Source organism: Hoeflea sp., from assembly GCF_984452065.1.
In genome coordinates this window covers 35,935-61,254 of sequence record NZ_CFHWAF010000009.1, presented here as the reverse complement: position 1 = coordinate 61,254, position 25,320 = coordinate 35,935, and the positions used below count along the sequence as shown (strand labels likewise).

The window sequence follows — 25,320 nt, the reverse complement described above, 5'->3', positions numbered from 1 at the left end:
GATTTCCTCTTTGCCGAACTGCTGGTCAATGCCAAGGAGGAGGGCTTCCACTGGTTCGATCTGGGCGCTGCGCCGCTCGCCGGTCTCGCCGACCACCCGCTCGCCACCTCCTGGAACCGGATCGGAACCATGATCTACCAGCACGGCGAGGAATTTTACCATTTCGAGGGCCTGCGCTCCTTCAAGGAAAAGTTCGGTCCGGTCTGGGGTCCGAATTACCTTGCCTGCCCGGGCGGGCTGGCCGTGCCCCGCGTCCTCTTCGATGTGACGGCGCTGATTTCCGGCGGCCGCCTCAAGGCCATCAAGCGGTGAGGGCGCTGGCGACCGTCCTTTTGGCGTTTGTCCCGGTTTCCGTTTGCCTGGCGCAAACCGGTATCGATGATTTGCCGGCCCATATTACCGAGCCCGCCTCGGGCAAGGCGAGGGCGACGGTGGTTCTGTGGTCCGGCGACGGCGGCTGGAGCGCGACCATGCAAGGCATGGCGGATGCTCTGGCGCAGCGTGATTACGGCGTGGTGGGCGTCAGTTCGCTGCGCTACTTCTGGTACGAGCAGGCACCGGAAACGATGGCCATGGACACCGAGCGGCTGCTGCGGCATTTCTCGACCCGCTGGCAGACCGAAAACGTCATCATCGCCGGCTATTCCTTTGGCGCGGACACCGTGCCTTTCGCCTGGCCGGTCATGAGCGCTGAGGCGCGCGACCGGACCGTCCTGATCGCGCTTCTGAGCCCTTTTCTGAAGACCGAGTTTGAGAGCTCGCTGCTTGGCATGGTCGGCATAATACGCGGCAGCTACGATGTGGCGGCGGCCATTGAAACCCTGCCGTCGCAAAAGGTCCTGTGCCTGACCGGCGAAAGGGAAACGGACATGGCCTGCGCTCTTTCCGGCGGCTACGCCGTGGCAACCGTGCCCGGCGGACACAATTACAACCGGAACTGGACGCTGATTGCCGATATCATCGACGCGGAAGTCACACAGCGCCTGGCCGAGTAGCCCGGATTTGCTCCCCCGATTTGCGCTACGGCTGCCCGTCGCCCTTTCTGGCCGCGAAGCCTTCGGGCCTGACCGCCGTAACATCCGCATCGTCGACGAAATGCATGGCGCCGTCGGTCGGAAAGCCGGCAAAGTCTCCGGGTCCGACAACGGTCACATCGCCATTGATCGTCAGGTGGCCGTCTCCGGCGCGATCTGTGACGTGCGGACAACATAGGTTTGTTTTATGGACATGACGCTTCCATTCCTGCGTTGCTCTTTGCGGGGCGGATGCCGGCATCCGGTTAAAAAAGACTGCCCTGATCCTTACTGCCCTTGGCGGCTTTGACGCTCTTTTTGGGCTTCGGCTTTGCTCGCGCCGTCTCGGCGTCGGGCTCGCCGGTCACGGCGCTCAGCCGGCCATCCGCGAATTCAAGCGATATGGGGTCTCCCGGCGAGAGCGCCGCGGCGCTTTCCACCGCAAGGTCCCTGGAATCGCGAATGACGGCGTAACCGCGCTTCAGGACATTGCGATAGGACAGGGAGTTCAAAAGGCGGGCTGCTTCCTGCAGCTTCCGCTCCTGTCTTTCATAGAGCAGCGAGACAATTTCGCCCGCCCGTCGGCCGAGCGCCTCAACCCGTTCGCGGCCCCGCGCGGCCCTGTCGGCGGCCGGGCGCAGCGTCAGCCGCGCGGCGGCATTCGACAGCCTCGAAGCGGACCGCTCGATCCGGCGTTCCAGCTGCCGCTCGTTGCGTGTTCCAAGCTCGATGAGCCGCTGCTTCTTCTCCAGAACCTGGCGCTGCAGGGTCGCGGGCGTCAATTGCGCGGCACGGCGCTCGAAAGCCTGCCGCTTGCCCGCCGTATTCAGTTCCAGGGCGCGCCCCAGCCTGCTTGCCGCTTCATCAAACCGGCGCCTCGGCAGCGCCAGCAGCATGTCGATCGAGGGCAGGGCGCGTGCCAGCGCCCTGACGGACTGCCGGTTGCCGTCGAGCGAGCGCGATACGGCCCCGGACAGGCGTGCCGCGAGCGTCGCGAGCCCGGCTTCCAGCTCGGCCCTGACCGGCACGGCCATCTCCGCCGCCCCGGTCGGCGTCGGCGCCCGGACATCGGCCGCATGATCGATCAGCGTCCAGTCGGTCTCGTGGCCGACGGCCGAGATGAGCGGTATATCGCTTTGCGCCACTGCCCGCACAACGGCCTCGTCGTTGAAACCCCACAGATCCTCAAGGCTTCCGCCGCCGCGCGCGACAATCAGCACGTCGGGTCTGGGGATCGCCCCGTCCGGTTCAAATCCGTTGAAGCCGCTGATGGCGGCGGCCACCTCGCCGCCGCTGGTCTCGCCCTGTACCCGTACCGGCCAGACAATCACATGAACCGGAAACCGGTCGGTGATGCGGTGCAGGATGTCGCGGATCACTGCTCCCGTCGGTGAGGTGACGACACCGATGACGCGCGGCATGTGCGGCAGCGATTGCTTGCGCGCCTCGTCGAAAAGGCCTTCCGCCGCCAGCTTCTTGCGCCGCTCTTCCAGAAGGGCCATCAGCGCGCCGGCGCCGGCCGGCTCCATCGATTCGATGACGATCTGGTATTTGGAGGAGCCCGGATAGGTCGTCACCTTGCCGGTGGCGATCATCTCCATGCCTTCCTCGGGCTTGAATTTCAGCTTCGAGAAGACCCCGCGCCAGATGACCGCCTCGATCCGCGCGCGGTCGTCCTTCAGGGAAAAATAGGCGTGCCCGGAGGAATGCGGGCCGCGATAGCCGGACACCTCGCCGCGAATGCGGACATGGCCGAATGCGTCCTCGACGGTCCGCTTGATCGAGCCGGATATCTCGCTGACGGTATATTCGGCGAGGTTGCTTTGCGAATCGCCGGAAGAATGTTGAGCCATGGGTTCTATAGCGCCCGTTTCCGGCCGTCCGGTCAAGGCTGCCTACCAGCTGAATGATGCGAGTGCGTTCTTTTGCCGGCCATTGGCCTTGCGCTGCGAAACGCGGCCGTTTGCGCCGTCTTCGGCGGGCGTCATGTTGTCGAGACTTGCGGCGATGTGGTCGGTGATCGCGTCCATCAGCACCGTTGCGACGCCCGGCCGCCGGATCATGCCGATCTCCGCCGGCGGCAGCGCCGGAAAGCCGTCCGACGGTGTCAGGATACGCATGCCCGGCCGCAATGCCGATTCCGGCAGCAGCGACACGGCGAGACCGGCGAGCACGGCCGAGGCCACGACGGTCGATGACCAGCTGGTAAAAAGGACGCTGTATTCGCGCCCGACGGAATCGAGCGCCGCGCAGCCGAGTTGCCGCCAGTCGCAGCGGCGCCGTCCGACCGCCAGCGGGACCGGCGTCTCGGCATGCACCGAATGCGCCATGGACGTCACCCACAAGAGCGGTTCGGACCGCACGATCACCGAATTGCGCACCTTCGGATTGTGGGTGACGAGCGCAATGTCCAGCTCGTTGCGGTGCACTTTCTCGACAAGGTCCTTCGACGGTTCGCAGGTGATCGTCAGCTCGACATTCGGATTGGTCTTGGCAAAGCGCGCGATGATGTCGGGCATGTAGCGGTCAGCGTAGTCGTCCGGCGTTCCCAGCCGGATCGTCCCCGCCAGCGCCTCCTCGTCGAATGCGGCCAGCGTTTCATTGTTGAGGCGCACCAGCCGCCGCGCATAGGCAAGCAGACGTTCGCCCTCGCCGGTCAGCCGGTTGATACGTCCGTCCTTCTCGAACAGCGTTTTGCCGACCCGTTCCTCCAGCCGCCGCATCTGCATGGAAACCGCCGACTGGGTCTTGTTCACCTCCTGCGCGGCACGGGTGAAACTGCCCATATCGACAATCGCGATGAAGGTTTTGAGCTGGTCGATATCAAGTGGTGCGGCCATGAAATTTCCCATCAAAAAAAATGATTATTACCATTAGAAACATTCACTGGATTAATTAGTCAAGCTTTGAAATTATCCACCTCGCCGCACTGACGAGTCGCGGCGGCGGCATGTTTCCGAAATTTCAATTCCAACCCGCTGACGACGATTCATGCCGCAATCAATGGAGTCCGCAATTCCCATGGAGGGAGTGGATTCGGAAAGGAGAGATGTAATGACCAGTATCCATAAAAGCCTCGATATCCAGGCACCCGGCAAGCGCGGTTCCGCTTGGACAGCCCTACGTGAAGCGATCGTCTCTCTTTTCGTGCGCTACCGCAATCGCCGGCAGGTGATGGGCCTGAACGATTTCAACGATCATATGCTCGATGACATCGGACTTTCGCGGGACGATGTGCGCTTTGCCCTCAGGGGCGGTCCGTTCGGCGACCATTCGACGGACCTCACGCGCGCGGCGCTGCGCCGCCGATCGCGGCTTACCCTGCTTTGACAGCTTGCAGTGTCGGTGTCCCATCCGGTTCTGATTTACCCGGCAGGTCTCCCCCCAGGCCGGGCAGGATGATCCAGGCGCGCTTCTCCCAGGCGCGTTATCGACACTGCTTCCCCAGCGGGCCATATGCCCTGTGCCCGCTCCTTTCCCGACGGCTGCTTCGGCAGTCGTCGGGCTTTTGAATCCGGCCCGCTCCAGCCGCTGCCGATCAGCTTTTCCCGTTCAGGTTTTTCATGTAGCTGTCGAAGACCGCATCGACATTCTTCTGGTACTCTTTCTGTACCTTGATGCCGGCGTCGAACATGTCGCTGATCATCCTGGCATAGGGTGTCTCGGTCTTCTCGGGCTCTGCCTGTTCCGTCAGACCCGGAAAGCCGGCCTTCATCATGGTTTCCATCATGTCGGTGAACGGATTGATCGCCTGTGACTTGCTGCGCGATTTTCCGCCGCCGCCGAACGTCTCCTCCATCATCTTGCCCAGTTGACCGGTGAATTCGGCCGCCTGTTTTTGCTGTTCGGCCGCCTGCGCCATCATCTGACCGAACATGTCGGCAGCCGGATTGCCACTGCCGGATTTTGAAGCCGTCGCCGCCTGGTTGAAGAGACCGCCCATGAGTATGGAGGCGACGGCCGGCATCATCTGTTTATAGACTTCCTGGGCAATGCCCGTCGCCATGGCCGCCTGGTTCGCGATGGCCCGGCTGACATCCTTCGACCCGAAGATCCGGCCGAGCATGGCGTTGCCCTCCTCGATACCCTGCGGCGTGAAGGCGGCGGCGAGGTTGTTGAAATAGTCGGCGTAGTGACCCATCGTTAGGGCCTGCATGAACTCCCCGATGCCTTGCGGGCTTGCCGTGCTTCGCTTCAGACCCGTCGCAAAGGCCGGCATCAGCGCTTCCATGGCCCGGTTGACCTGCTCCTCGCTCATCCCGAATTGTCCGGCAAAAGCGCGCATGGCTTCGCCGTTCTGGGCCCGCATCATCATGTCATAGAGCGGCAGCATGCTCTGATCCTCCGTGGTCAGCGCGGTAGGGCGCTTTGCGCATAGAATCAGATTTGCTCTGGTCAGGCAATGCGGGCCGCTAACAGGGCTTGTCCATCGATCGGCTAGCGCACCATGGTTGCGCGGTCCCAGGAACCGTATTCCGGTGAGTTTTCGACGTGTACCGGACCGTCATAACCATATTCGATCATATCGACCATGACCGAGTTTTCGCGCACGAAAACGACGGCGTAGGCCTGTGGCAGATCGGACCCGGACAGCAGGTCCGGTTCGGCGAAGTTGAAAATGCCGGCGTGATTGGTTCCGCGTGGCGCGCTGAACGGCACGCCCTCGAACGAACCGCTCAGCGGCAGATGGCAATGGCCGAAAAATATGTGTCGGATCTTGTCCCTGTGCCCGGCGATCAGATTGCCGAGGAGATCGGGATTGCGCAGCATGATCGAATCGATCGGTCCCTGACCGGTCGCAACCGGATTGTGGTGCATGAAAAGGAACACCGGGCGGTTTGCCAGTTCCAGCTGTCCGGAAAGCCAGGCAAGCCGCGTATTGCACAATTCGCCCGCATGGGTAGCCGGCACCTTGGTATCGAGGCATATGCCGGTGTGGTTGCCGAGATCGAATACGCCCTGAACAAAGCCGTCATCATCCGCGCGCTCGGGAAAGACCGACAGGAACTGTTCGCGGTCGTCGTGATTTCCGATGCACAGCTGGACCGGGAACGGCAGCGCATCGATGCGCGATTTCAGACGCCGGTAGTCATCCTGGTCGCCCCAGTCCGAAAGGTCGCCGGTTATGATCAGCGCCTCGGCGTCGCCGTGAACCGAGCAGACATCTTCGATTGCCCGTTCGAAATTGGCGTTCGGATCGCGTCCGGCGATCGTGTTTCCCGGTACGGTCAGGTGGATATCGGTCATGTGGATGAATTTCATGAAATGTCTCCGCCGGCACATTCAGGATGCAAAAAGGGCGCGGAGGGGTCTCCGCGCCCCGGGAAGCCTGTTCAGGAACTTGAGGGCAGGAGATCCTGGACCTCTTCCGTCAGCTCCTGCTGCAATTCTTCCATATCGTCATGCTCGCCGGTCACGATGCCTTCGAGGGCGTCGTAGATCACCTGCGTCGCCGCAAGGCCATTGTCGCCCGGATAGGCCTGCCATTCGCGCAGCAGCGGCAGCTGCCGGACCGCCGTCGCCTTGGCCGGATTCTGGTCGTAGAAATCCTTCAGGATGATTTCATTGGCGGCCTGGTTCGGCGGCATGTAACCCGTGGTGCGGGCGACGTCCGCCGCGCCTTCCCCGGAGGTGATGAACTTCAGCCATTTCCAGGCCGCGTCCAGCACCTTCGGATCGTCCGATGCGGAGACCAGCATGGCCGCATTGCCGCCGGCGGGAAGCCCCTTGGGTCCGCCGTCGACAAGGCCCGGATACTCGTTGGTCATCAGCGTGAAATCGCCCATCGACCGCTCGACCGCGCCGACCGCCGACGTCGACCAGAACATCATGCCGATTTCGCCCGACGAGAAGGATGCGAGAGCCGCCTTCCATTCAAGGTTCTGCATCTCGCAGCCGTCGAACAGGTCGTTCATCGCGTTGAGCGCGGTCAGGCCTTCCGGCTCGTCCAGCGTGAAATCCGTGCCCTCGATGGTGGGCTTGTCCTGCGACCACATCAGGGCCTGGAGGAACCAGTTGCCGGTGATGTTCCAGCCCCAGAACATCGGGTTCTTGACGCCGGCTTGCCTGAGCTTGCCGCAGACCTCGACGACCTCATCCCAGGTTTTGGGCAGTTGGCCGACATCCGTGATCCCGGCCTTGCCCATCACTTCCATATTGTAATAACCGACCGGCAGCGACACGGAAAACGGCAGGCCGTAGACGGAGCTGTCGAACGTGCCGAGATCGAGCATGGCCTTGTGATAACCGTCCTTGGCAAAATCGGCTTCCTTGGCGATGAAGGGCTCAAGCGATTTCGCGATGCCCTTTTCGACAAGGATCGCCTGGCGGTTGAGGCCCTGCATGGTGACATCAGGCAGGTTCCCGGCGACGGCCTCGCGCAGGATCGTGTTGGTGCCGTCCTCATAGGATTCATAGGTCGCCCGCATCTTCACTTCGATGTCGGGATGTTGCGCGTAGAACTTCGGCAGGATCTTCTCATAGGTCACGTCGAACAGGTGACTGTAGGGGTAGGCGAACTCGATGGTCACCTTGTCGTCGGCCAGCGCTGCTGTGGACAACAGCAAGGCGGCCCCCATTGCGGTCAGTGTCGTTTTCATGGATATCTTCCTGTCGTTACCTTCACTTGCGTCCCGGTGCGTGTTCCCAAACCGTCCGGGCAGCGGGTTCATCCCTGACGGGATATCGGTGACAGGGCCGCCCGCTCGCTCGGGCGGCCCCATCGTTTTTCGCTGCGCTATTTCATGCCCGAGAGGGTGATCCCTTCAATGAAGCGGCGCTGTGCGATGAGAAAGGCGACGATGAGCGGCATGACGATGACTGTCGCCGTGGCCATCATCGGCCCGAAATTGTCTCCGTCCGCATCGCCCTTGAATTCCCGCAGGCCGAGCGGCGGCGTGAACAGGTCGCGATTGCCGGTGATCACGATGCGCGGCCAGAAATAGTCGTTCCAGTGGGCGACGACCGAGAAGATCGCAAAGGCGAGCAGCGCGGGAACGGCGGTCGGCAGCATGACCTTCCAGATAATCGCGAACTCGCTCATGCCGTCCATGCGTGCCGCATCGATCAGGTCGTCCGGCACGGTCATGAAGAACTGGCGCATCAGGAATATGCCGAAGACGGATATGGTCCAGGGGATGATCAGGGCCGCATAGCTGTTTGTCAGGCCGAGCTTCGACAGCATGATGTAGAGCGGCAGCGCGATGGCGTGGACGGGGATCAGCAGGCAGAAGAGCACCAGGCTGAAGACGAATTCCCGGCCCCACCACTTCAGCTTGGCAAGGGCATAGGCGCAGGGAAGGGCGATCAGCACCTGGATGAAGAAGATCGATGCCGTCACGATGGCGCCGTTGAAGAGATAGCGCAGCAGCGGCGCCTTGGCGAAGGCCGTTGTGTAATTGTAGACGATGGGCGTGACCATGCAGTCTTCCTCGGCATTGCCGAGCTTGACGCAGTAATCGTCGCGGAACGGCTCCTGCTGGCCGATGAGGCCGCCGCTGTTGGTCATGATTTCCGACGGCGATTTGAACGAATAGCTGAGCATCACATAGAACGGCAAAAGCACGATGATGGCGCCGACGATCAGCACCGCATGTTTCAGCGCCTCGGTGCCGGACCATTGCAACGTCGTCGTGCCGCCGCTCAGGGCCGGGCGTTCGGTTGCGTCAAGAGCTGCCTCGCTCATGTGTAATGCACCCTTCTTTCAACCAGCCAGCGCTGCGCCATCGTGAGCAGCATGACAAATCCGAGGAAGATCACGGTGATCGCCGCGCCAATGCCCATCAGGTTCTGCTGGATGGCCTTTTCGTAGATCGCGAACATCATCACATAGACCGATTTCGACGGCCCGCCGCCCTGCGGATAGAAGGCCTCGACGGTGTCGAAAACCTGGAAGGAGCGGATGCAGGTGATCGTCACCACGAACACCGTCGTCGGACCGAGCATCGGCCATGTGACGAGCCGGAAACGGTCCCAGGCGGAGCGCGCGCCGTCCATCTCGGCCGCGTGATAGAGTTCACGCGGCACCGAGGTCAGACCCGCCAGATAAAGCACCATGTTGAAACCGAAGCCCTGCCACACGCCGATAAAGGCGACGGCCCAGATGGCGTAGTCGCGGTCGGTCAGCCAGAGCGGAAATGTCCTCTCGCAGCCCTGCGCGTACCAGGCCCAGTTTTCCAGGAACGTCCCGCAGCCAAGCGTCAGCGACTTGTTGACGATGCCGATGGTCGGATGCAGCGCGAATTCCCAGACGATCGCCATGGCGAGAAGCGCGGCCATGACGGGCAGGAAGTAAATCGTCTTGTAAAGGTCGCCGAACCGTTTCAGCGAATTGATCAGCAGCGCTGCGCCCAAACCGAGGCCGACGGAGAGCGGCACCACCACACCGACATAGGTGAATGTCGCGATGAACATCTTCTCGTAGGTCGAGCGGGTGAAGATGCGCTCGTAATTCTTCCATCCGACGAATTCCGCGCCGTCATTGCCGAGGCTGTAGTCGGTAAAGCTGAGGACCGCTGCAATGCCGATCGGCAGCAGCAGGATGACGACCATCAGCGTCACCGCCGGTGCTACAAACCAGATATGGGATCGCGATCGCACCATTATGCCACAGCCCTGGCCTGACCGGTGGTCTCTTCGGGCGCACGGGTCCTCTTGATGCGCTTCCCGTCGGCACCAAAAAGAAGCGCTTCGCCGCGCTGGTGTTCGACGAGGACCTGATCGCCGATCGTAACGCCCGCCGCCTCCTGCGGCGTGGCGCGGACGATAAGCCGTTCGCTGTCGTCTCCGGCGGCAAGGTGAAGAAAGATATCCGATCCGAGATTTTCGCGGTGGACGACGGTTCCCTCGATGGCCGCTGCCTGGGACCCCTGGACGATGCGCAGGCTTTCCGGCCTCAGGCCGATCCTGATCGGTCCGCGGTAACTGGGGGAAACGGCGGCCGAAAGCGGGGTGCCGCGGACGCTGACGCGCCCTTGCGCGTCGACCTTGCCCGCAAGGACGTTGATTTTCGGCGAGCCGATGAAGCGCGCGACCCTTATATCCGCCGGATCGTCGTAAATCTTGTCGGGTCGGTCGAGCTGTAGGATGTGTCCGTCCATCATCACCGCCATCCTCGAGGACATTGTCAGTGCCTCCGCTTGGTCATGGGTCACGTAGATGAAGGTGGTGCCGAGGTCGCGATGCAGTTCCGCAAGTTCGGCGCGCATATGGACGCGCAGGGCGGCGTCGAGATTGGACAGCGGCTCGTCCATGAGGAAGGCCGCCGGTTTGCGCACCATCGCCCGCCCCAGCGCGACCCGCTGGCGCTGCCCGCCGGAAAGCTGGCCCGGCTTGCGATTCAAAAGGCCCTCGATCTTCAGGATCTCGGCGGTTTCCCGGACCATTGCCCGCATGGACCGGTGCTTCGCCCGCGCCAGCAGCGGCCCGACCAGGGGCAACCGTTCGCGCGGGGACAGATCGCGCATGCGCAGCGGTGTCAGCATGTTCTCGGCGACGGTCAGATGCGGATAGAGCGCGTAGGACTGAAACACCATGGCAAGGTTCCGGTCCGCGGCCCTGACGGCATTGACGGTCCTTCCGTCAATCTTCACCTCGCCCCGATCGGGTGCTTCAAGGCCCGCCAAGATGCGCAGCAGCGTGGATTTCCCGCATCCGGACGGCCCCACGAGGGTCAGGAATTCGCCGGCGTGGATATCGAGATTGACCGCGTCGAGGACCCGGGTTTCGCCGAAGGATTTGTTGATCTTTGAAAGTGTGATTGTCGCCACTGTCGCTCTGGTCCCGGTTGCAGGTCGAGCCACACTTAGACAGCGCGATTAAAGTACATATGACGTCATATTAGTCACACTAATGTTAAGGGTAGCCTGCACCATAGTGTCACAATCGTCCGAGCGCGCTCTCAGCCACCGGTGCACCATCTTGAAACCAAGCCCCTACCAGATCGCGGCCTTTGCCCATGTGGCGCGCTGCCGGAGTTTTTCGCGCGCCGCATCGCAGCTTGGCGTGACCCAGTCCTCCGTCACGCAGCACGTCGCCAAACTCGAAAAAATGATGCAGTCACAGCTCTTTGTAAGGCGGCGCGACCGGTTGGAACTCACACCGATCGGGCGCGAGCTTTACGACGTCGCCGACCGCTGGACGACGCTTGAGCAGGTCATCCAGGAAAAGGTGCAAAGCTACCAGAAGCTGGCTTCGGGCTATCTGAAGATCACCGCCACGGCGCCACGCCCGGCCATGCCGATCATCGCCGCGTTTTCCGATCTTTATCCACAGGTCATTGTCGATTTCAACCTGACGAGTTGGACGGTGAACACCAATGCGGTGCGCAGCCGCGATGTGGATCTCGCCATTTACACCGATCCGCCGCGCGATGAGAGCCTGTTTGTCGAACGCCTTCAGACAACGCGGTATCTGGCGTTCATGCACCGCGACCACAGGCTGGCGTCGCGTCGATCCGTATCCCTTGTCGATCTGTGCGGGGAAGCGGTCATTCTGCCTGAGGACGGATCGTTGACCAAACGGGTTGTCGACAGGAAGCTCGATACCCTTGGCTTGCGCTTTTCGCGTACCATCCGCATGGCGACATTCGCCATCGCCAAGGAGGCCGTCCTGCACGGGATCGGTATCGGCATCCTGCTGGAAAACAGCCTGTTCCCGTCGCCGCGCTTTGTCGGCATTCCCATCGACGAGATGGACGAGACCTATGAGGATTGTCTTGTCCTGCCCGCGGAGAAGCACAATCTCAAGCTGGTCGCGCGGTTCAAGGAGATCGCGCTCGCCAATTCAGATTTCGATGAGATCTGCTCTAATAGGCAAAATCCTTGAAAACCGGTTCGACGGAGCCGCCCCAGCGCTCGTGATAGAGCTCCAGCAATTCCCCGGCGCCGGTTTTTCCGCGGGCAACCGCCTCTTCGAGCGGCGCCAGGAAGTGGGCCTCGTCATTGTCGTCCTCGCTCAGCCTGCCGCGCGACTGCAGGCCGGCTCGGGCGATCGCCAGCACCTCGCGCAAGACCTCATGAAGGCTTGTGCCGGCGATGTCCGCGTCGAACCCTGATCGCGGAACACTGTCGCGCAGCGCCTGGACATCATCCGCGCCCCAGCCTTTTGTCAGGTCTTCCGCTGCATCGAGCGCCCGGTCGTCATAAAGCAGGCCGACCCAGAAGGCCGGCAGCGCGCAGATCTTGCGCCACGGGCCGCCATCGGCGCCGCGCATCTCCAGGAAACGTTTTAGCCGCACTTCCGGAAAAAGGGTCGACAGGTGGTTGGTCCAATCGCCCATTGTGGGATGGCCGTCCGGCACTTCGCCCTGTAGCGCGCCATTCATGAACTGCCGGAACGTGACATGGGTGCAGTCGTGATAACGCCCCTCGCGCAATATGAAGTACATCGGCACGTCGAGCGCCCATTCGACATAGTCGGCGAAGCCGAAGTCCTCGGCGAACACGAAGGGAAGAATACCGGTGCGGTCCTTGTCCGTATCGCGCCAGATGTTGGAGCGCCAGGAAAGCAGTCCGTTCGGTTTGCCCTCGGTGAAGGGTGAGAGGGCAAAAAGCGCCGTCGCCAGCGGCTGCAGGCGCATGGAGACCTGCATTTTGCGGCGCATATCGGTTTCGCTGGAAAAATCGAGATTAACCTGGATCGTGCAGGTCCGGTACATCATGTCGATGCCCTGACTGCCGACCTTCGGCATATAGCGCGTCATGATGTCGTAGCGCGATTTCGGCATGCGCGGCGTCTGTTCGCGTGTCCACAGCGGGCTGCCGCCGAGCCCCAGGAAGCCGATGCCCAGCGGTTCGGCGATCTCGCGCAGTTGCGCCAGATGCGCGTTGGATTCCCGGCAGGTCTGGTGGATGTTTTCAAGCGGTGCGCCGGAAAGCTCGAACTGGCCGCCCGGCTCCAGCGAAATCGCCCCGTTGCCGGTCGGCTCGACAAGGCCGATGATCTTGCCCTCGTCGAGGATCGGCTCCCAGCCGAGCACGTCGCGCATGCCGGTCAGCAAAGCCGAGATGGATCGCGTGCCCTCGTAGGGAACCGGCGAATTGTCATTCAGGAAAAACGCGAATTTCTCGTGCTCGGTGCCGATGCGGAATTTGTCTTTCGGCTTGCAGCCCTCCGCCAGATAGGAGACCAACTCATCCGTTGTCGTGACGGGCGTCTGGTCGGTCGTATCGCGAGCCATATCGCACTTTTCTCTTTAATTCGGCCGCGCGGGCATGGGCCCGGCTGCGGCTTGATGGACTGCGCTGCGCCGTTTTGGCCGGCACTCGGGGCTGCTTGGACTGGTTTGCCGCCGCTTGCAAGCAAAAATCGTTGATCGCTGCGTTCAGAAATAGTTGATGTATGCATATTGTTTACCAGTCGCCGATGGTTGCCTGGATCAACGCGAGTGCGGCGACCGCTGCGGTGTCGGCGCGAAGGATGCGCGGGCCGAGGGGGATTGCCGTCACGAAATCGCAGGAGCGAAGCAGCGTCCGTTCATCCTCGGAAAATCCGCCCTCCGGCCCGATCAGCACCGCGAGAGAACTCTTGGGGAGCGCGCGAAGCGCCTCGATCGGGTTGTGGGTGTCCGCCGCCTCGTCACAGTAAATCAGCCGCCGCTCGTCGGGCCAGCCTTCAAGCAGCCGCTCGAGCCGCGCCGGCTCGCGGCATTGCGCCAGCGAAAGAACGCCGCACTGTTCCGACGCCTCGATGACATTGCGTTCCAGCCGGCGAAGGTTGATGCGTCCCGATTGCGTGTGGTGGGTCAACACCGGCTGCAGCACGCCGGCGCCCATCTCCACGGCCTTTTGCACCAGATAGTCGAGCCGCGCCTGTTTGAGCGGGGCGAACAGATAGACCAGATCGGGTGGCTCCGGCTGAGGCCGCACGGCGTCTTCGATTTCGAGCGCGATCTTCTTCCTGCCGTCAAACCGCAGGCGCGCCGACCATTCCCCGTCGCGCCCGTTGAAGACGAGGATCCGGCCTCCCTCAGCCATGCGCAGGACGTTTGCCAGATAGTTGAACTGATCCTTGTCCACTGCGACGGCCGTTCCGGATGAAAGGTCCGCTTCAACGAAGAGCCGTTGCATCTTGTAGTTCGCGCGCATGGCTGCTCTGTGCCTCAACCCGGATGGAAACTCAAGCGGCGGCGGAAGGATGAAATTGCGGCCTGTAGCCCTCACGCAGCGCCGCCACCGTCGAGGCGGGCGTCAAAAGCCTGACGGGGCCGGCCTTCAAAGCGTGTGTGCTCTCCTGCGATGCCGGTTTGCGGTAGCCGCCCATGCTCCAGACCTGCCAGCCGGCAGGCGTTACCGCCATCAGCGTGTTGCCCGCCTCGATCATCGCGCCGACCGGCAGCAATTCGGCATCGCCCGGCTCCATCGCTACCCGCCCGGCGCCGCTGACGCAGCGCTCGCGGTGCAGGTGCCTGTCCATGTCGTCGGCCGCTATTGATGCGGTGTTGCGGCCGGCCGCAAAGGCGGCGGCAAAGGATTTGGCATCGCGGTTGCGGCATTCGAAACAGGGCCGGTGCCCGGCGGCCAGCGCCGTCACCTCGTCGAGAAAGAACAGTTCCGTATAGCTTGTCGCCGACATCACGGTGCGTTGCCGTCCGCGAAAATCGGTCACGCAGACGATCCACCGCCTGCTGGCCCAGCGGCGTCCGGTCAGCGTTTTGGTCCCGGCGTCGTGAAGGCGTCCGCCGCGATTGCCCATCACCGTTCCGCGCGCCGCGTCGGCGACAATCCGGCCAAGGGGCGTCACGCGGTTCTGCAGCGGCATGGTGCCGGTCAGGCTCCGCGCCGCGCCAGGGCGGAAAACAGGCCGGCGCCGATCAGGAAGCCGGCGCCCGTGCGCGTTGCCGCGCGCAAGACGGCCGGACGCCTGATAAACTGGCGCGCGCCGCTGGCAAGCATCGCATAGGCCCAGGCATTGAAGATGCCGAGCGCGACGAAGACGGCGACAAAAAGCGCGGCCTGCGGGGCGAAGGGCGCCTTGTGGGTTATGAATTGCGGCACGAAGGCCATGAAGAACACAATGCCCTTGGGGTTGAGCAGCGTGACCAGAAACGCGTCGCGGAACGCCGAGCGGCGCCCGCCCTTGCCCGGCGACATGTCGATCTCCGGCGCCGAGACCGGCGTGATCCACATCTTGATGCCGATATAGATAAGATAAACGGCGCCCGCCCATTTGATCACCGTGAAGACGGTCGCGGAAGCGGCGAGGATGGTGCCGACGCCGATGATCGACAGCGACGCGGCGGCGAGATCGCCGAGCCCCACGCCCAGGACGCTGGCGAGCGCGACGCGTCGGCCATGGGCCAGCGCCTGCGATATCACCATGATGATCGTCGGTCCCGGGATCACCAGGAGGATCATTGTCGCGATGGAAAATGTCAGCAGTGTTTCGGTGGAAACGGGCAAGGCAGGTCTCCAGGTCTTTGCAAAATCGGGACGCCACTAAGCCACATCCAGTTTGAAAAAGCGATCCAGAAATTGACCGTACCATTTGGCGAGCGTGCCGTTATGTGCCTTAAAGCCGGCGTCCTGTTCCTCGAAGCTGTGGGTTCCGGGCTTGCCGACATTGTCCGCCAACTCGCGCTGCCACTGATCGAGGATTGGGCGATTGACCTCCGGATGGAACTGGAATGCGACGGTCGTGTCGCCATGGCGAAACGCCTGGTTGGCAAAAAGGGGTCCCTTGGCGAGCAGTGTCGCATCGCGCGGGCAGGCAAAACCCTGCGCGTTGCCTGCAAGCGTCATCAACCCGTCCGGAAAGACGTCCTTTCCGGCTTGTGTGGCTTCCAGCGGATAGTAGCCGAAGGCGACATGGCCCTGCGGATGGAAGCCCACGGCAGCGCCCAGATGATGGGCGATCATTTGCGCGCCGAGGCAGATGCCCAATAGCGGCATGCCGCGCTTCATGACGGTGTCGGCAAACGCCATTTCGTCGCGCAGATAGGGAAACCGGTCGAGATCCGTGACGAATTGCGGCCCGCCCTTGAGGATGACGCCGGCAATGCGTTCGTCCAGCATCGGCAGCTTTTCGCCGAGATACGGGCGCACGAGCCGCACCGCCACATCGCGCAGGGCCAGGTGCCTCAGGCCGTTATCGGCCGTGCCCGCCGCCTCGTGCTCAACGACGAGAACATGACGTCCGTTATGAGCGCCTTTTGCCGGCTTTGCGTTTGCTGTCATCCTTCTGGCCGCCCCTTGCCCGTTGCTGCAGCCGCAGACTGGCGACCCGCGCCCAGTCATTGGCGCGTTCGGCCTCCTGCAGCGTCTGTGCGACAAACTCCATATGCCGTTCGGCCGCCGCTTTCGCACCGTCCGCATCGCCGGCCACAATAGCGTCGAAAATGGCAATGTGTTGTTCAAGCAGCCGGTCGCTTGAGCCGGAATATTGATAGATCGCGGCGCGGTTGAAGAAGACGCCGTTGCTCAAGAGCCGGTAACAGGACCGCAGCGTGTGCAGCAGGATGATATTGTGCGCCGCCTCGCCGATGGCGCTGTGAAACTCAACGTCCAGTTCGGCCTCGCGGTCGAGATCCGCCTCGCGGTGCGCGTCCTTCATCGCCTTGACGATCCCGGCAAGAAGGTCCTTGTCGGCCTTTGTGGCCCGCTGCGCGGCAAAGGCCGCGGCGATGCCTTCCACCCCCCTGCGGTACTCCAGATAGTCGAAGGTCGCGCGGCGGTGACGGGCGATGAGCTGCATCACCGGCTGGCTGAATATCTCGCCAATGACATCCGCGATGAAGGTTCCGCCGCCATGCCGGCTGTTCAGCAGGCCGCGCTGCTCCAGCGTCTTGAGCGCCTCGCGCAGGATCGGGCGCGATACATCAAGCTGGCGCGACAGCTCGCGCTCGCCCGGCAAGCGGTCGCCGACGCGCAGGACGCCGTCGAGAATCAGCGATTCGACCTGCTGTGCAACCTCGTCGGCAGTACGCCCGTGCGCGACAGGGGCAAAAATCTCATCCATTATCGCATCTCTTGTGGCCTCCGGCCGGACGGGCCGATGCTAGCAAGACGGCGCGAAACTGGTCAACAAACATGTCCACTTTCCGCAAAACACGCCCGCGCCGATGCGCCACGGCCCTGGATGCATTGAAATGGCCGAGGTGGCCTTGTCTGCGAGACCCGATCGATACTAAATTCCGGCTTTTGTTCTGGAGGGACGGTTATGGCCAACGGAAGCTTCGGGTTTCCGATAGCGAGGGATCGGCCGCTGGCGCTGGGGGAAGTCCATGCCAGGCCCTATCCGCTCATCGGGTCGCCGCGTCTCATACTGCAGCTTGCCTTCATGACCGACGGCGGGGCCTCGGTGGACAGTGCGGTGCTTGCCGCCCTTGCCCGGGCAAGGGGCGTTGCAGCGCCGCAGGCCGATGCGCGCCATTATGTCCTGAGCTGGGGAACCGGATCCCTGCGCTGGGAGCGTCATACGGAATTTTCCACATATTTCTACGAGGGGCCGGTGCCGAAGCAATTTGGCGGTGAGGTCACGGATCACCCCTTCGGCGATGGTTTCAGCCCGCCGGGCAGCCTTATCTCCGGCGTGCGGCTGGAGGTGCGCAAATGGACCGACGACGCTGAAAAGGCCCTGAAGAGTTTCGATCCGGCGAGCCTTTGTTTCTCCGAAGTGGAAAATGGCGCCGCCGCCGCCGTGACCGATTTCCGCCAGGACAAGGACGGGCTGACCCGCATCCTGCTGCTTGACCGCGATCTTGCGCCGGCGCGCGTCGGCGCGCTTGCCCAGCGGCTCATCGAGATCGAGACCTACCGCACGCTCGCCATGCTCGCGCTGCCGCTCGCCAACAGCCTGTCGCCGCAGATGCGCCGGATCGAGGACGGTCTGACGATGGTCACCCAGCGCATGCGCAAGGAGGTCGAGACGGCGAGCGACGCCATGCTCGGCGAGATCACCGCGCTTGCCGCCGAACTCGAGGCCGGCGCCGCCTCGAGCCTTTACCGTTTCGGTGCGAGCCGCGCCTATGACGGCATCGTCGCCGAGCGTATCGCCTCGCTCAATGAACAGCCGATTGCCGGCTATGAGACATGGGGCGCCTTCCTGCAGCGCCGCCTGGCACCGGCGATGCGCACCTGCCGCTCGATCGAGGAGCGCCAGGCAAACCTGTCGCGCAAGCTGGCCCGCGCCACGGCGCTGCTCAGGAGCTGGGTCGATCTGCAGCTCGAACGCCAGAACTCCGAGCTGCTGCAGTCGATGAACCGCCGCGCCAAGCTGCAACTGCGATTGCAGCAAACGGTTGAGGGCCTGTCCGTCGCGGCGGTCTCCTACTATGTCGTCGGCCTGTTCGGCTATCTCGCCAAGGCGGCCAGCGAAGCAGGCCTGCCGATCAGCCCCACACTTGCCACCGGGCTCTCGGTCCCGGTCATCATATTCGTCATCTGGCGGCTCGTGCGCAGCATCCGCAAGCGTCACGGCGACAAGGACACGGCATAGGGCAACGCAGCGGCCGGTGCTGGCGGGCGCGCACTCGTACATTCCATTGATCCGGATCAATTCAATCATGCCGCAAAGGGGGCAAAATGGCTCATTGATTGATTATCCGGCTGAGGTCGGGGAGGATCGGTCGGGCCGACTGCGGCTCGGCCATATGCATGGAGGAGACAATGAACCTGGACCGCAGGCATTTTCTGGCGTTGACCGGCGGCGGCCTTATCGCCTCGCAGGCGGGTGGTTCCGCCGCAAGGGCGCAGGCCGTCAAGACGTCGGCCAATATTGTCATTCTTGGCGCGGGTGCGGCCGGGACGGCGCTTGCCAACCGGTTGTCCGAACGCCTGGACGGCGCGCGCATCACGCTGGTCGATGCGCGCAAGGATCATCTCTATCAGCCGGGCCTTTCTCTTGTCGCCGCTGGTCTCAAACCACCCGGATATGTGGTTTCGCGAACGAAGCAATGGCTGCCCTCCGACGCGACATGGATTGAGGAGCGGGCAGCGCAGATCGATCCCGAGGCCAAAAGCGTGACGACCGAAGGCGGCACAAGGCTGGATTACGACTATCTCGTCGTCGCCACCGGCCTGGTTCTCGATCACGATGCCATTGAGGGTTTCTCGCTCGATCTCGTGGGCACGGGGGGGATAGGCGCGCTTTATGCCGGCCCGGAATACGCGGCAAAGACATGGCAGGCTGCGCAGACCTATGCCGAGACCGGTGGCATCGGCCTCTTTACCCGGCCGGCGACCAAGATGAAATGCGCCGGAGCGCCGCTGAAACACACATTCCTGATTGACGATATCGCGCGGAGCGCCGGCAATGCCGGCAAGACCGATATCCGCTACATGGCCAATAACAACAGCCTTTTCGGCGTGCCCGTTGTCGCCGAGAAGATACGCATGCTTTTTGAGGATCGCGGTGTTTCACCGGTCTATTCGCATGTGCTGAAAGCAATCGATCCGGGCGCCAAGCGTGCCGTGTTCCAGACGCCCGAGGGCGATACGGAAATGGACTATGATTACATTCATGTCATCCCGCCGCAGCGGGCGCCCGATGTCGTCAGGAACTCCGGGCTGAGCTGGGCCGACAAATGGACCGACCAGGGATGGGTCGAAACCGATGCCGATACCATGCGCCATCGCCGCTATCCCGAGATCTTCGCCGTCGGCGACGTGGCCGGCGTTCCCAAGGGAAAGACCGCGGCAAGCGTCAAGTGGCAGGTGCCCGTGGTTGAGGACCACCTGGTGGCCGCCATTGGCGGCGGCGAGGGCACGGCGGTTTACAACGGCTACACCTCTTGCCCGCTGATAACCCGCGTTGGTCGCGCCATGCTGATAGAGTTTGACTACGGAAACAATCTGGTGCCGTCCTTTCCCGGCGTTATAGCTCCGCTTGAGGAGCTGTGGATCAGCTGGCTGATGAAAGAGATCGCGCTCAAGGCGACCTACAACGCCATGTTGCGCGGCCGCGCCTGAGGAGACCGACATCATGAAGGAAATGACTTTTGGAACCCTGATCGCCGTCTTTGAGGAGATGTTCGGACGCGGTCTTTTCTGGGTGCTTGTCGCCGCCGCCGTACTGATCACCCTTGCCTATATCTATGTTCTGATCCGCGACAGGGCGATCAGCTGGCGCAAGTTTCTGCTTGCCCAGCTGTCCATGCCCGTCGGCGCGATCCTCGCCGTGCTCTTTGTGCAGTACATCACTCATTCGGGGTTTCGCGACATCGGCGGGCCCGTTGACGTGATCCTGATGCTGCTTATCGCCGCCCTGGGCGCAACCGGCATGGCCATCCTCGTATACACGATGCAATCGTTTGTTCGGCGCGGACAGCACGGCGAAACATGATGGCCTGAAACTGTTGTGCCGGATTGTTCTGCAGTGAACCGCATCAGCGGTTCCCGTTTGCGCCGCCGAAAGGCCCGTTGGGACGCGCTTGACAATGAGCAAATCCAGCGCCGCTCACACTATAAATACGGCGGATATTTATCGTTATAGTACGCTGTACTTGAAAGAGGGCCGGCGAAACTGGCTTATAGGCGGTAAAACTGCTCTTCTGGGAGTTTTCCTGCCGAATAATATCGGTTTGTAATTGCGCCATACACAACGCTTGGCTAGATTTGCGAATCCGAGGCGTCCGAAAAGGAGACAGTGGACCATGGCGGGCAAATTCGAACTCTACAAGGACAAGGCTGGCGAGTTCCGGTTTCGTCTGAAAGCGGGGAACGGCCAGATCATCCTGGCGAGTGAGGGTTACAAGCAGCGTGCGAGCGCCGATAACGGCATCGAATCCGTCCGCAGGAATTCAGCCGAAGATTCGCGGTTTGACCGCACGGAGACGAAGAGCGGCAAATACCGCTTCAACCTCAAGGCATCCAACGGCCAGGTGATCGGGACAAGCGAGTCCTATGAGAGTTCGTCGTCGCGCGACAACGGGATCGCGTCGGTCAAGAAAAATGCGCCGTCGGCCAAGGTCGAGGACCTGACCTGATCCAAGCTCCTCGCATCAGGGCTTCCGGGTCGGTTTTCCTTCGCGCCGGGGCGATCGGCCAGTAATAGAGCGTATAATCCGGCATTGTCTCTGTCCTGCCAAGAGTGATGTGCTGCCTTCAAAACGGAGATGACTAGAAGATACCCATGCTGAGGCCCGCGGCAAAACCCTTGCCGAGATCGCGGCAAAGGGCGAGCTGATCTTCCGGGATCGTCTTTTCCGCAAGGATTTCCTCCGGCGTCTGTGCATGTGTGCACACGATCAGCGGCGGCTGGGTTTCCTTCAGCCGCCAGCCCGTCGCGATGCGCGCGGTCTGGCGCGCCGCGTTCTCGCCGTCGGAGCCCGCGCAGATCATTTGCGCGTAGGGCCGGCCCTCGATGCGCCCGAGCACCGGATAGTAGGAGCGGTCGTAAAAATCCTTCATGATCCCGGCGATGGCGGCAAGGTTTTCCGGTGCGCAGAAGATGTAGCCGTCGGCCCGCAAAAGATCGTCGGGTCCCGCCTGATCCGCGGTCTTCAGAACCGTCGGCGCCTCTTCACGCGCGGCCTCCGCGGCAGCTTCGGCCATCTGGCGGCTGCCGCCGGTCTTCGAGTGATAGACAATAAGCAGTTCGACCATCTGTTGATTTCCGGCGCCTGTCCTTTGGCCAGACATAATGATGATTGCCGTTTGAGGCTACCTCAGAACTTGCGGAAAAAACGGGTCCGGTCGAACATTTCCTCAAGCGCTTCCATGCGCGGCCGGGCCGTGTCCCATTTGCGCTCCTGCACCTCGGCAATCACGATCTCGGAGATCAGCATGGTCGCGATGTTGGAATCCCAGGCCGACGGTGCCGCGATGTGGTTGGTGAAGCACACGCTCGCATGCCGGGCGATCGGCGAGCCCCACTGGTCGGAGAACAGAACGATCTCGACACCGCGCTCGGCCGCCATTTCCGCCAGTTTCAGCGTGCTGTTCTCATAGCGCCTGACGTCGAAGATCACCACCACGTCGCCGGCTTCGAAGTCGAGCAGATAGTGCGGCCAGGCATTCGAGTTGGAGGGGATGTGGACGACCTTGTCGCGGATGACCTGCAGATGCAGGAAGAAATAGTCCGCAAGGGTCCGGGTGATGCGCCCGCCGACGACGAACACCTTGCGCGCGTCGTCGCTCAGAAGCGAACAGGCCCTGTCGAAATCCGCCGGATCGACCTTGGCCATCGACTGGCCGATATTGTCGATCACCGCCTTGGTGAACCGGTTGAGGATATGGGCATCCGGCGCATCGTCCACCCATCGCTCGCGCTTCGTCAGCGGGCTTGAAATCGTTTCATCGAGTTCCGCGCGCAAGGACCGCTGGAAATCGGGAAAGCCGGAAAAGCCGAGTTTCTGAACAAGCCGCGCCACGGTCGGTGTCGAGACATCGGCCGCCTCCGCCAGCGATGTGATGGTTCCCAATCCCGATACCGGATAGTTCTGCAGGATGATATCGCTGAGCTGACGCTCGGATCGTGTCAGTTGCCCGGTGCGGTCCCGCAGCTTTTCCGCAATAGTCATGGTATCCACCGGCCCGTGTTCCTCCTGCTCATCCTCTCAAGAGTAAAAGGATTTTCTGCTGCAAGTCAAAATTTGTACAGTTTCATCTGTTTTGAAGATAATTTAACGAAAACTGATTGACAGACGCTCAGCCAATGAAGAAAGTTCTTCAGAACAGGAGAGCGTATTGGTTCAGCTTGCCGTCAAGGAGACCGATCGGCCGGTGGCCCGGGTCATGAATGCCACCGGCGATCATCCCGTTGTGCTCGTGTGCGAACATGCCAGCCGGTACGTCCCGGCCGAGTTCGGCGGGCTGGGGCTGACCTCTGAGGCTCTTTCAAGTCATATCGCATGGGATCCGGGCGCCCTGGAGACCGCAGAACGTCTTTCCGCGCTTCTTGACGCGCCGCTCGTCCACAGCGGGGTCTCGCGCCTCATCTATGATTGCAACAGGCCGCCCGACGCACCCGGCGCCATGCCGCAGCGCAGCGAGATTTACGATATCCCGGGCAATCGCGACCTCGACGGCGCGCAACGCGCCCGGCGCATCGAAACCTATTACCGGCCTTTTGAGCGACTGGTTGAGGAGACACTGAACGCTCGGCCCGGCATGCCGGTCCTCGTCACCATCCACAGCTTCACGCCGGTCTTCAAGGGCAAGCCCAGATCCGTGGAGATCGGCATTCTGCACGATGTCGACACGCGTTTTGCGGATGTCCTGCTGAGCGTCTCCGGCGGTTACAACGTTCAGCGCAATCAGCCCTACGGGCCGGGGGACGGTGTGACGCACACATTGAGGCGCCACGCTCTGCCTCACCGTCTGCCGAATGCAATGATCGAAATCCGTAACGATCTGATCGCGACGCCGCAGGACTGCGCGGCCATGGCCGAGACATTGTCGTCCTGGCTGAACCGTGCACTTGAAAAGCTCGACAAAGCCGAACCGGGGAGCGCTGCGAGGTGAGGGCTCTGCGCGGTTTCATAGCGGCGGTCGATGCCGTCAACCGCCGCCTGGGGCGGGTGGCGATGTACGTCATCTTCGTCATGATGGCGGTGCTGCTCTGGTCGACGATCAGCAAGGCTTCAAGCCAGCCCTCGCTGTGGACCCTGGAAGTCGCGCAGTTCTGCATGATCGCCTATTTCTTCCTGGGCGGCCCCTATGCGATCCAGATGGGCTCCCATGTGCGCATGGATCTTTTCTACGAAAACTGGTCGGTCAGGCGCAAAGCGATGACCGATGCCCTGACGGTCTTCTGCCTCATGGTCTATCTTGCGGTGCTGCTTTGGGGTGGCATCAGTTCGACCGCCTATTCGCTCGGATATTTCGGATCGGAGCCGCTCGGCTTTTTTGCCGATCTCATGCTCGGAGACGGGGAGATCGGCACGCTGGAGCGCAGCCGCACCATCTGGCGTCCCTATCTCTGGCCGATCAAGACGCTGATGTGCCTCGGCATCGCTCTCATGCTTCTGCAGGCGATGTCGGAATTGTGCAAGGACATATTGCGTCTTCGCGGTGAGGAGATCTGATCATGTCCTATGAGACGATCGCCCTCGTGATGTTCGCCGCCATGATGCTGCTTTTGTTCAGCGGCCAGCGCGTATTCGGTGCGATCGGATTTGTCGCCGTCATTGCGGCTCTTGCCCTTTGGGGAGAGCGCGGCGGTTTCGACATCGCCTTCTCGCAGAGCATCAAGCTGATGCGCTGGTATCCGCTGCTCACCGTGCCGATGTTCGTTTTCATGGGCTACATTCTCTCCGAGAGCCGGATCGCGGACGATCTTTACCGCATGTTCCATGTCTGGATGGGCGGGTTGCGCGGCGGCCTGGCGATCGGAACCATCGGCCTGATGGTGCTGATCTCCGCCATGAACGGGCTTTCCGTCGCCGGGATGGCCATCGGCGCGACGATCGCCCTGCCGGAGCTTCTGCGCCGCGGCTACGACAAGCGCATGGTGACCGGCGTGGTTCAGGCCGGCAGCTCGCTCGGCATTCTGGTCCCGCCTTCCGTGGTTCTGGTGCTTTATGCGATGATCGCGCGCCAGCCCGTCGGCCAGCTGTGGCTGGCCGGTGTGATCCCCGGCCTGATGATGGCGGCGATGTTCATTGTCTATATCGCCGTCCGCTGCCGCATCAATCCGGAACTCGGGCCGGTGCTGTCGAAACAAGAGCGCGACCTGCCGATGCGCGAGAAATATGCGCTGCTGCTCGCCGGCCTGCTCCCGCTCGGCGTTTTCCTCGCGATGATGATCCCGTTTGTGAACGGCTGGACATCGCTGGTCGAAAGTTCGGCCATCGGCGCGATCACGGCCTTTGTCGCCGCTGTCCTCAAGCGCCGGATGACCTGGGAGGTCTTCGAGACATCCGTGCGCAAGACGCTCGGCATCACCTGCATGTTCATGTGGATCATTCTGGCGGCGCTGGCCTTTGGCGCCGTGTTTGACGGCCTCGGCGCGGTCAAGGCCATCGAGAGCCTGTTTACCGAAAGGCTCGGCCTGTCGCCCTGGATGATCCTCATCCTGATGCAGCTCAGCTTCATCCTGATGGGCACGTTTCTCGACGATACCGCGATGCTGGTGATCGTCGCCCCGCTTTATATTCCGCTGGTCGGCGCGCTCGAATTCGATCTCATCTGGTATGGCGTGCTCTACACCATCACCACGCAGATCGCCTATATGACGCCGCCTTTCGGCTACAATCTCTTTCTCATGCGCGCCATGTCTCCGCCGGAGATCAGCCTGCGCGATATCTACCGATCCATCATTCCGTTTGTCGCCGTCATGGTGCTGGCGCTGGTGACCGTCATGGTCTTCCCGCAGATCGCGCTGTGGCTGCCGCAAACGGTGTACGGAAACTAGGCGCCGCCAAGAGCGC

At 62.1% G+C, this 25,320-nt stretch carries 27 protein-coding genes and 2 pseudogenes; 12 read left to right on the top strand and 17 right to left on the bottom strand.

Annotation, left to right across the window (positions count from 1 at the left end; all coding sequences use genetic code 11):
- The coding region (locus AC5E6N_RS03520; protein WP_491746520.1) for a phosphatidylglycerol lysyltransferase domain-containing protein at positions 1-312 on the top strand (312 nt) is incomplete at its 5' end.
- The gene (locus AC5E6N_RS03515; protein ID WP_491746519.1) at positions 309-995 is read left to right on the top strand and encodes an AcvB/VirJ family lysyl-phosphatidylglycerol hydrolase; all 687 of its coding nucleotides are present in this window, start codon (positions 309-311) and stop codon (positions 993-995) included. The genes AC5E6N_RS03520 and AC5E6N_RS03515, both read left to right, overlap by 4 nt.
- 25 nt (positions 996-1,020) lie before the next feature.
- Here AC5E6N_RS03515 and AC5E6N_RS03510 read toward each other — a convergent pair whose 3' ends face one another.
- From AC5E6N_RS03510 to AC5E6N_RS03500, 3 genes are all read right to left on the bottom strand, one after another.
- Positions 1,021-1,152: a hypothetical protein gene (locus AC5E6N_RS03510; RefSeq protein ID WP_491746518.1), complete on the bottom strand. Its 132-nt coding sequence runs from the start codon at positions 1,150-1,152 to the stop codon at positions 1,021-1,023.
- Between the two features lie 127 nt (positions 1,153-1,279).
- Positions 1,280-2,866, bottom strand: a complete 1,587-nt coding sequence (gene xseA / locus AC5E6N_RS03505) for an exodeoxyribonuclease VII large subunit (RefSeq protein WP_491746517.1) — start codon at positions 2,864-2,866, stop codon at positions 1,280-1,282.
- 42 nt (positions 2,867-2,908) lie between these two features.
- Entirely contained in the window at positions 2,909-3,853 is a 945-nt protein-coding gene (locus AC5E6N_RS03500) for a LysR substrate-binding domain-containing protein (protein ID WP_491746516.1), read from the bottom strand.
- Positions 3,854-4,067: 214 nt separating this feature from the next.
- Between AC5E6N_RS03500 and AC5E6N_RS03495 the strand changes: the two genes are divergently transcribed.
- A complete protein-coding gene (locus tag AC5E6N_RS03495; RefSeq protein WP_491746515.1) occupies positions 4,068-4,343 on the top strand; it encodes a DUF1127 domain-containing protein in 276 nt (91 codons plus the stop codon).
- A gap of 208 nt (positions 4,344-4,551) precedes the next feature.
- Here AC5E6N_RS03495 and AC5E6N_RS03490 read toward each other — a convergent pair whose 3' ends face one another.
- From AC5E6N_RS03490 to AC5E6N_RS03465, 6 genes are all read right to left on the bottom strand, one after another.
- Entirely contained in the window at positions 4,552-5,346 is a 795-nt protein-coding gene (locus tag AC5E6N_RS03490; protein ID WP_491746514.1) for a DUF937 domain-containing protein, read from the bottom strand.
- A 104-nt stretch (positions 5,347-5,450) separates the two neighbouring features.
- The gene (locus tag AC5E6N_RS03485) at positions 5,451-6,275 is read right to left on the bottom strand and encodes a phosphodiesterase (protein ID WP_491746513.1); all 825 of its coding nucleotides are present in this window, start codon (positions 6,273-6,275) and stop codon (positions 5,451-5,453) included.
- 71 nt (positions 6,276-6,346) lie between these two features.
- A complete protein-coding gene (locus AC5E6N_RS03480) occupies positions 6,347-7,612 on the bottom strand; it encodes an extracellular solute-binding protein (protein WP_491746512.1) in 1,266 nt (421 codons plus the stop codon).
- Between the two features lie 137 nt (positions 7,613-7,749).
- On the bottom strand, positions 7,750-8,697 hold the full coding sequence (locus AC5E6N_RS03475) for a carbohydrate ABC transporter permease (RefSeq protein ID WP_491746511.1): 948 nt from the start codon (positions 8,695-8,697) through the stop codon (positions 7,750-7,752).
- Positions 8,694-9,614, bottom strand: a complete 921-nt coding sequence (locus tag AC5E6N_RS03470) for a carbohydrate ABC transporter permease (RefSeq protein WP_491746510.1) — start codon at positions 9,612-9,614, stop codon at positions 8,694-8,696. The genes AC5E6N_RS03475 and AC5E6N_RS03470 overlap by 4 nt, the downstream gene beginning before the upstream one ends.
- Positions 9,614-10,780 (bottom strand): ABC transporter ATP-binding protein, encoded by a 1,167-nt coding sequence (locus AC5E6N_RS03465; protein WP_491746509.1) that lies wholly within the window; start codon positions 10,778-10,780, stop codon positions 9,614-9,616. The genes AC5E6N_RS03470 and AC5E6N_RS03465 overlap by 1 nt, the downstream gene beginning before the upstream one ends.
- A gap of 151 nt (positions 10,781-10,931) precedes the next feature.
- On the opposite strand from AC5E6N_RS03465, the gene AC5E6N_RS03460 reads away from it, so the two are divergent.
- Positions 10,932-11,837, top strand: coding sequence for a LysR family transcriptional regulator (locus tag AC5E6N_RS03460; RefSeq protein ID WP_491746508.1), 906 nt, complete (start codon positions 10,932-10,934; stop codon positions 11,835-11,837).
- Here the strand turns inward: AC5E6N_RS03460 and AC5E6N_RS03455 are convergent.
- The 6 genes from AC5E6N_RS03455 to AC5E6N_RS03430 all read right to left on the bottom strand — a co-directional run bounded on the left by AC5E6N_RS03455 (position 11,818) and on the right by AC5E6N_RS03430 (position 16,967).
- Positions 11,818-13,191: a glutamate--cysteine ligase gene (locus AC5E6N_RS03455; protein ID WP_491746507.1), complete on the bottom strand. Its 1,374-nt coding sequence runs from the start codon at positions 13,189-13,191 to the stop codon at positions 11,818-11,820. The two genes, AC5E6N_RS03460 and AC5E6N_RS03455, sit on opposite strands and share 20 nt — an antisense overlap.
- 172 nt (positions 13,192-13,363) lie before the next feature.
- Positions 13,364-14,098: a 16S rRNA (uracil(1498)-N(3))-methyltransferase gene (locus AC5E6N_RS03450; protein ID WP_491746506.1), complete on the bottom strand. Its 735-nt coding sequence runs from the start codon at positions 14,096-14,098 to the stop codon at positions 13,364-13,366.
- 31 nt (positions 14,099-14,129) lie between these two features.
- Positions 14,130-14,771: a hypothetical protein gene (locus AC5E6N_RS03445; RefSeq protein WP_491746505.1), complete on the bottom strand. Its 642-nt coding sequence runs from the start codon at positions 14,769-14,771 to the stop codon at positions 14,130-14,132.
- 8 nt (positions 14,772-14,779) lie between these two features.
- Complete coding sequence (locus tag AC5E6N_RS03440) at positions 14,780-15,412, bottom strand: LysE family translocator (protein WP_491746504.1); 633 nt, start codon at positions 15,410-15,412, stop codon at positions 14,780-14,782.
- Between the two features lie 36 nt (positions 15,413-15,448).
- Positions 15,449-16,186, bottom strand: a complete 738-nt coding sequence (locus tag AC5E6N_RS03435; protein ID WP_491746503.1) for a glutamine amidotransferase-related protein — start codon at positions 16,184-16,186, stop codon at positions 15,449-15,451.
- Positions 16,149-16,967, bottom strand: coding sequence for an FCD domain-containing protein (locus AC5E6N_RS03430; protein ID WP_491746502.1), 819 nt, complete (start codon positions 16,965-16,967; stop codon positions 16,149-16,151). Before AC5E6N_RS03430 ends, AC5E6N_RS03435 begins: the two co-directional genes overlap by 38 nt.
- 201 nt (positions 16,968-17,168) lie before the next feature.
- On the opposite strand from AC5E6N_RS03430, the gene AC5E6N_RS03425 reads away from it, so the two are divergent.
- The 5 genes and pseudogenes from AC5E6N_RS03425 to AC5E6N_RS03405 form a co-directional block, all read left to right on the top strand.
- On the top strand, positions 17,169-18,446 hold the full coding sequence (locus tag AC5E6N_RS03425) for a DUF3422 family protein (RefSeq protein WP_491746501.1): 1,278 nt from the start codon (positions 17,169-17,171) through the stop codon (positions 18,444-18,446).
- 170 nt (positions 18,447-18,616) lie between these two features.
- Entirely contained in the window at positions 18,617-19,918 is a 1,302-nt protein-coding gene (locus AC5E6N_RS03420; RefSeq protein ID WP_491746500.1) for an NAD(P)/FAD-dependent oxidoreductase, read from the top strand.
- 13 nt (positions 19,919-19,931) lie between these two features.
- Positions 19,932-20,291: a DUF5368 domain-containing protein gene (locus AC5E6N_RS03415; RefSeq protein ID WP_491746499.1), complete on the top strand. Its 360-nt coding sequence runs from the start codon at positions 19,932-19,934 to the stop codon at positions 20,289-20,291.
- A gap of 310 nt (positions 20,292-20,601) precedes the next feature.
- A pseudogene (locus tag AC5E6N_RS03410) lies at positions 20,602-20,790 on the top strand (YegP family protein); the annotation flags it as partial.
- Positions 20,791-20,796: 6 nt separating this feature from the next.
- A pseudogene (locus AC5E6N_RS03405) lies at positions 20,797-20,934 on the top strand (YegP family protein); the annotation flags it as partial.
- Between the two features lie 133 nt (positions 20,935-21,067).
- Here the strand turns inward: AC5E6N_RS03405 and AC5E6N_RS03400 are convergent.
- Both AC5E6N_RS03400 and AC5E6N_RS03395 read right to left on the bottom strand, forming a co-directional pair.
- Entirely contained in the window at positions 21,068-21,553 is a 486-nt protein-coding gene (locus AC5E6N_RS03400) for a flavodoxin family protein (RefSeq protein ID WP_491746498.1), read from the bottom strand.
- Positions 21,554-21,615: 62 nt separating this feature from the next.
- Positions 21,616-22,470 carry a MurR/RpiR family transcriptional regulator gene (locus AC5E6N_RS03395; RefSeq protein WP_491746497.1) on the bottom strand — a complete coding sequence of 285 codons (855 nt, stop codon included), beginning with the start codon at positions 22,468-22,470 and terminating at the stop codon, positions 21,616-21,618.
- Positions 22,471-22,684: 214 nt separating this feature from the next.
- Here AC5E6N_RS03395 and AC5E6N_RS03390 point away from each other — a divergent pair, with 214 nt between their 5' ends.
- The 3 genes from AC5E6N_RS03390 to AC5E6N_RS03380 are packed head-to-tail and all read left to right on the top strand — an operon-like array spanning position 22,685 to position 25,304.
- The gene (locus AC5E6N_RS03390; protein WP_491746522.1) at positions 22,685-23,413 is read left to right on the top strand and encodes an N-formylglutamate amidohydrolase; all 729 of its coding nucleotides are present in this window, start codon (positions 22,685-22,687) and stop codon (positions 23,411-23,413) included.
- Positions 23,410-23,976, top strand: a complete 567-nt coding sequence (locus AC5E6N_RS03385) for a TRAP transporter small permease subunit (RefSeq protein WP_491746496.1) — start codon at positions 23,410-23,412, stop codon at positions 23,974-23,976. The genes AC5E6N_RS03390 and AC5E6N_RS03385 overlap by 4 nt, the downstream gene beginning before the upstream one ends.
- A gap of 2 nt (positions 23,977-23,978) precedes the next feature.
- Entirely contained in the window at positions 23,979-25,304 is a 1,326-nt protein-coding gene (locus tag AC5E6N_RS03380) for a TRAP transporter large permease (protein WP_491746495.1), read from the top strand.
- Positions 25,305-25,320 lie beyond the last annotated feature (16 nt).

Excerpts from the sequence above, each read along its gene's own strand:
- AC5E6N_RS03475 (WP_491746511.1), bottom strand. The coding sequence starts at position 8,697 with ATGAGCGAGGCAGCTCTTGACGCAACCGAACGCCCGGCCCTGAGCGGC.
- AC5E6N_RS03435 (WP_491746503.1), bottom strand. The coding sequence starts at position 16,186 with ATGACAGCAAACGCAAAGCCGGCAAAAGGCGCTCATAACGGACGTCAT.
- AC5E6N_RS03485 (WP_491746513.1), bottom strand. The coding sequence starts at position 6,275 with ATGAAATTCATCCACATGACCGATATCCACCTGACCGTACCGGGAAAC.
- AC5E6N_RS03420 (WP_491746500.1), top strand. The coding sequence starts at position 18,617 with ATGAACCTGGACCGCAGGCATTTTCTGGCGTTGACCGGCGGCGGCCTT.
- AC5E6N_RS03430 (WP_491746502.1), bottom strand. The coding sequence starts at position 16,967 with ATGGATGAGATTTTTGCCCCTGTCGCGCACGGGCGTACTGCCGACGAG.
- AC5E6N_RS03380 (WP_491746495.1), top strand. The coding sequence starts at position 23,979 with ATGTCCTATGAGACGATCGCCCTCGTGATGTTCGCCGCCATGATGCTG.
- AC5E6N_RS03445 (WP_491746505.1), bottom strand. The coding sequence starts at position 14,771 with ATGCCGCTGCAGAACCGCGTGACGCCCCTTGGCCGGATTGTCGCCGAC.
- AC5E6N_RS03470 (WP_491746510.1), bottom strand. The coding sequence starts at position 9,614 with ATGGTGCGATCGCGATCCCATATCTGGTTTGTAGCACCGGCGGTGACG.
- AC5E6N_RS03415 (WP_491746499.1), top strand. The coding sequence starts at position 19,932 with ATGAAGGAAATGACTTTTGGAACCCTGATCGCCGTCTTTGAGGAGATG.
- AC5E6N_RS03490 (WP_491746514.1), bottom strand. The coding sequence starts at position 5,346 with ATGCTGCCGCTCTATGACATGATGATGCGGGCCCAGAACGGCGAAGCC.
- AC5E6N_RS03400 (WP_491746498.1), bottom strand. The coding sequence starts at position 21,553 with ATGGTCGAACTGCTTATTGTCTATCACTCGAAGACCGGCGGCAGCCGC.
- AC5E6N_RS03425 (WP_491746501.1), top strand. The coding sequence starts at position 17,169 with ATGGCCAACGGAAGCTTCGGGTTTCCGATAGCGAGGGATCGGCCGCTG.
- AC5E6N_RS03395 (WP_491746497.1), bottom strand. The coding sequence starts at position 22,470 with ATGACTATTGCGGAAAAGCTGCGGGACCGCACCGGGCAACTGACACGA.
- xseA (WP_491746517.1), bottom strand. The coding sequence starts at position 2,866 with ATGGCTCAACATTCTTCCGGCGATTCGCAAAGCAACCTCGCCGAATAT.
- AC5E6N_RS03480 (WP_491746512.1), bottom strand. The coding sequence starts at position 7,612 with ATGAAAACGACACTGACCGCAATGGGGGCCGCCTTGCTGTTGTCCACA.
- AC5E6N_RS03450 (WP_491746506.1), bottom strand. The coding sequence starts at position 14,098 with ATGCGCGCGAACTACAAGATGCAACGGCTCTTCGTTGAAGCGGACCTT.
- AC5E6N_RS03495 (WP_491746515.1), top strand. The coding sequence starts at position 4,068 with ATGACCAGTATCCATAAAAGCCTCGATATCCAGGCACCCGGCAAGCGC.
- AC5E6N_RS03500 (WP_491746516.1), bottom strand. The coding sequence starts at position 3,853 with ATGGCCGCACCACTTGATATCGACCAGCTCAAAACCTTCATCGCGATT.
- AC5E6N_RS03455 (WP_491746507.1), bottom strand. The coding sequence starts at position 13,191 with ATGGCTCGCGATACGACCGACCAGACGCCCGTCACGACAACGGATGAG.
- AC5E6N_RS03390 (WP_491746522.1), top strand. The coding sequence starts at position 22,685 with ATGAATGCCACCGGCGATCATCCCGTTGTGCTCGTGTGCGAACATGCC.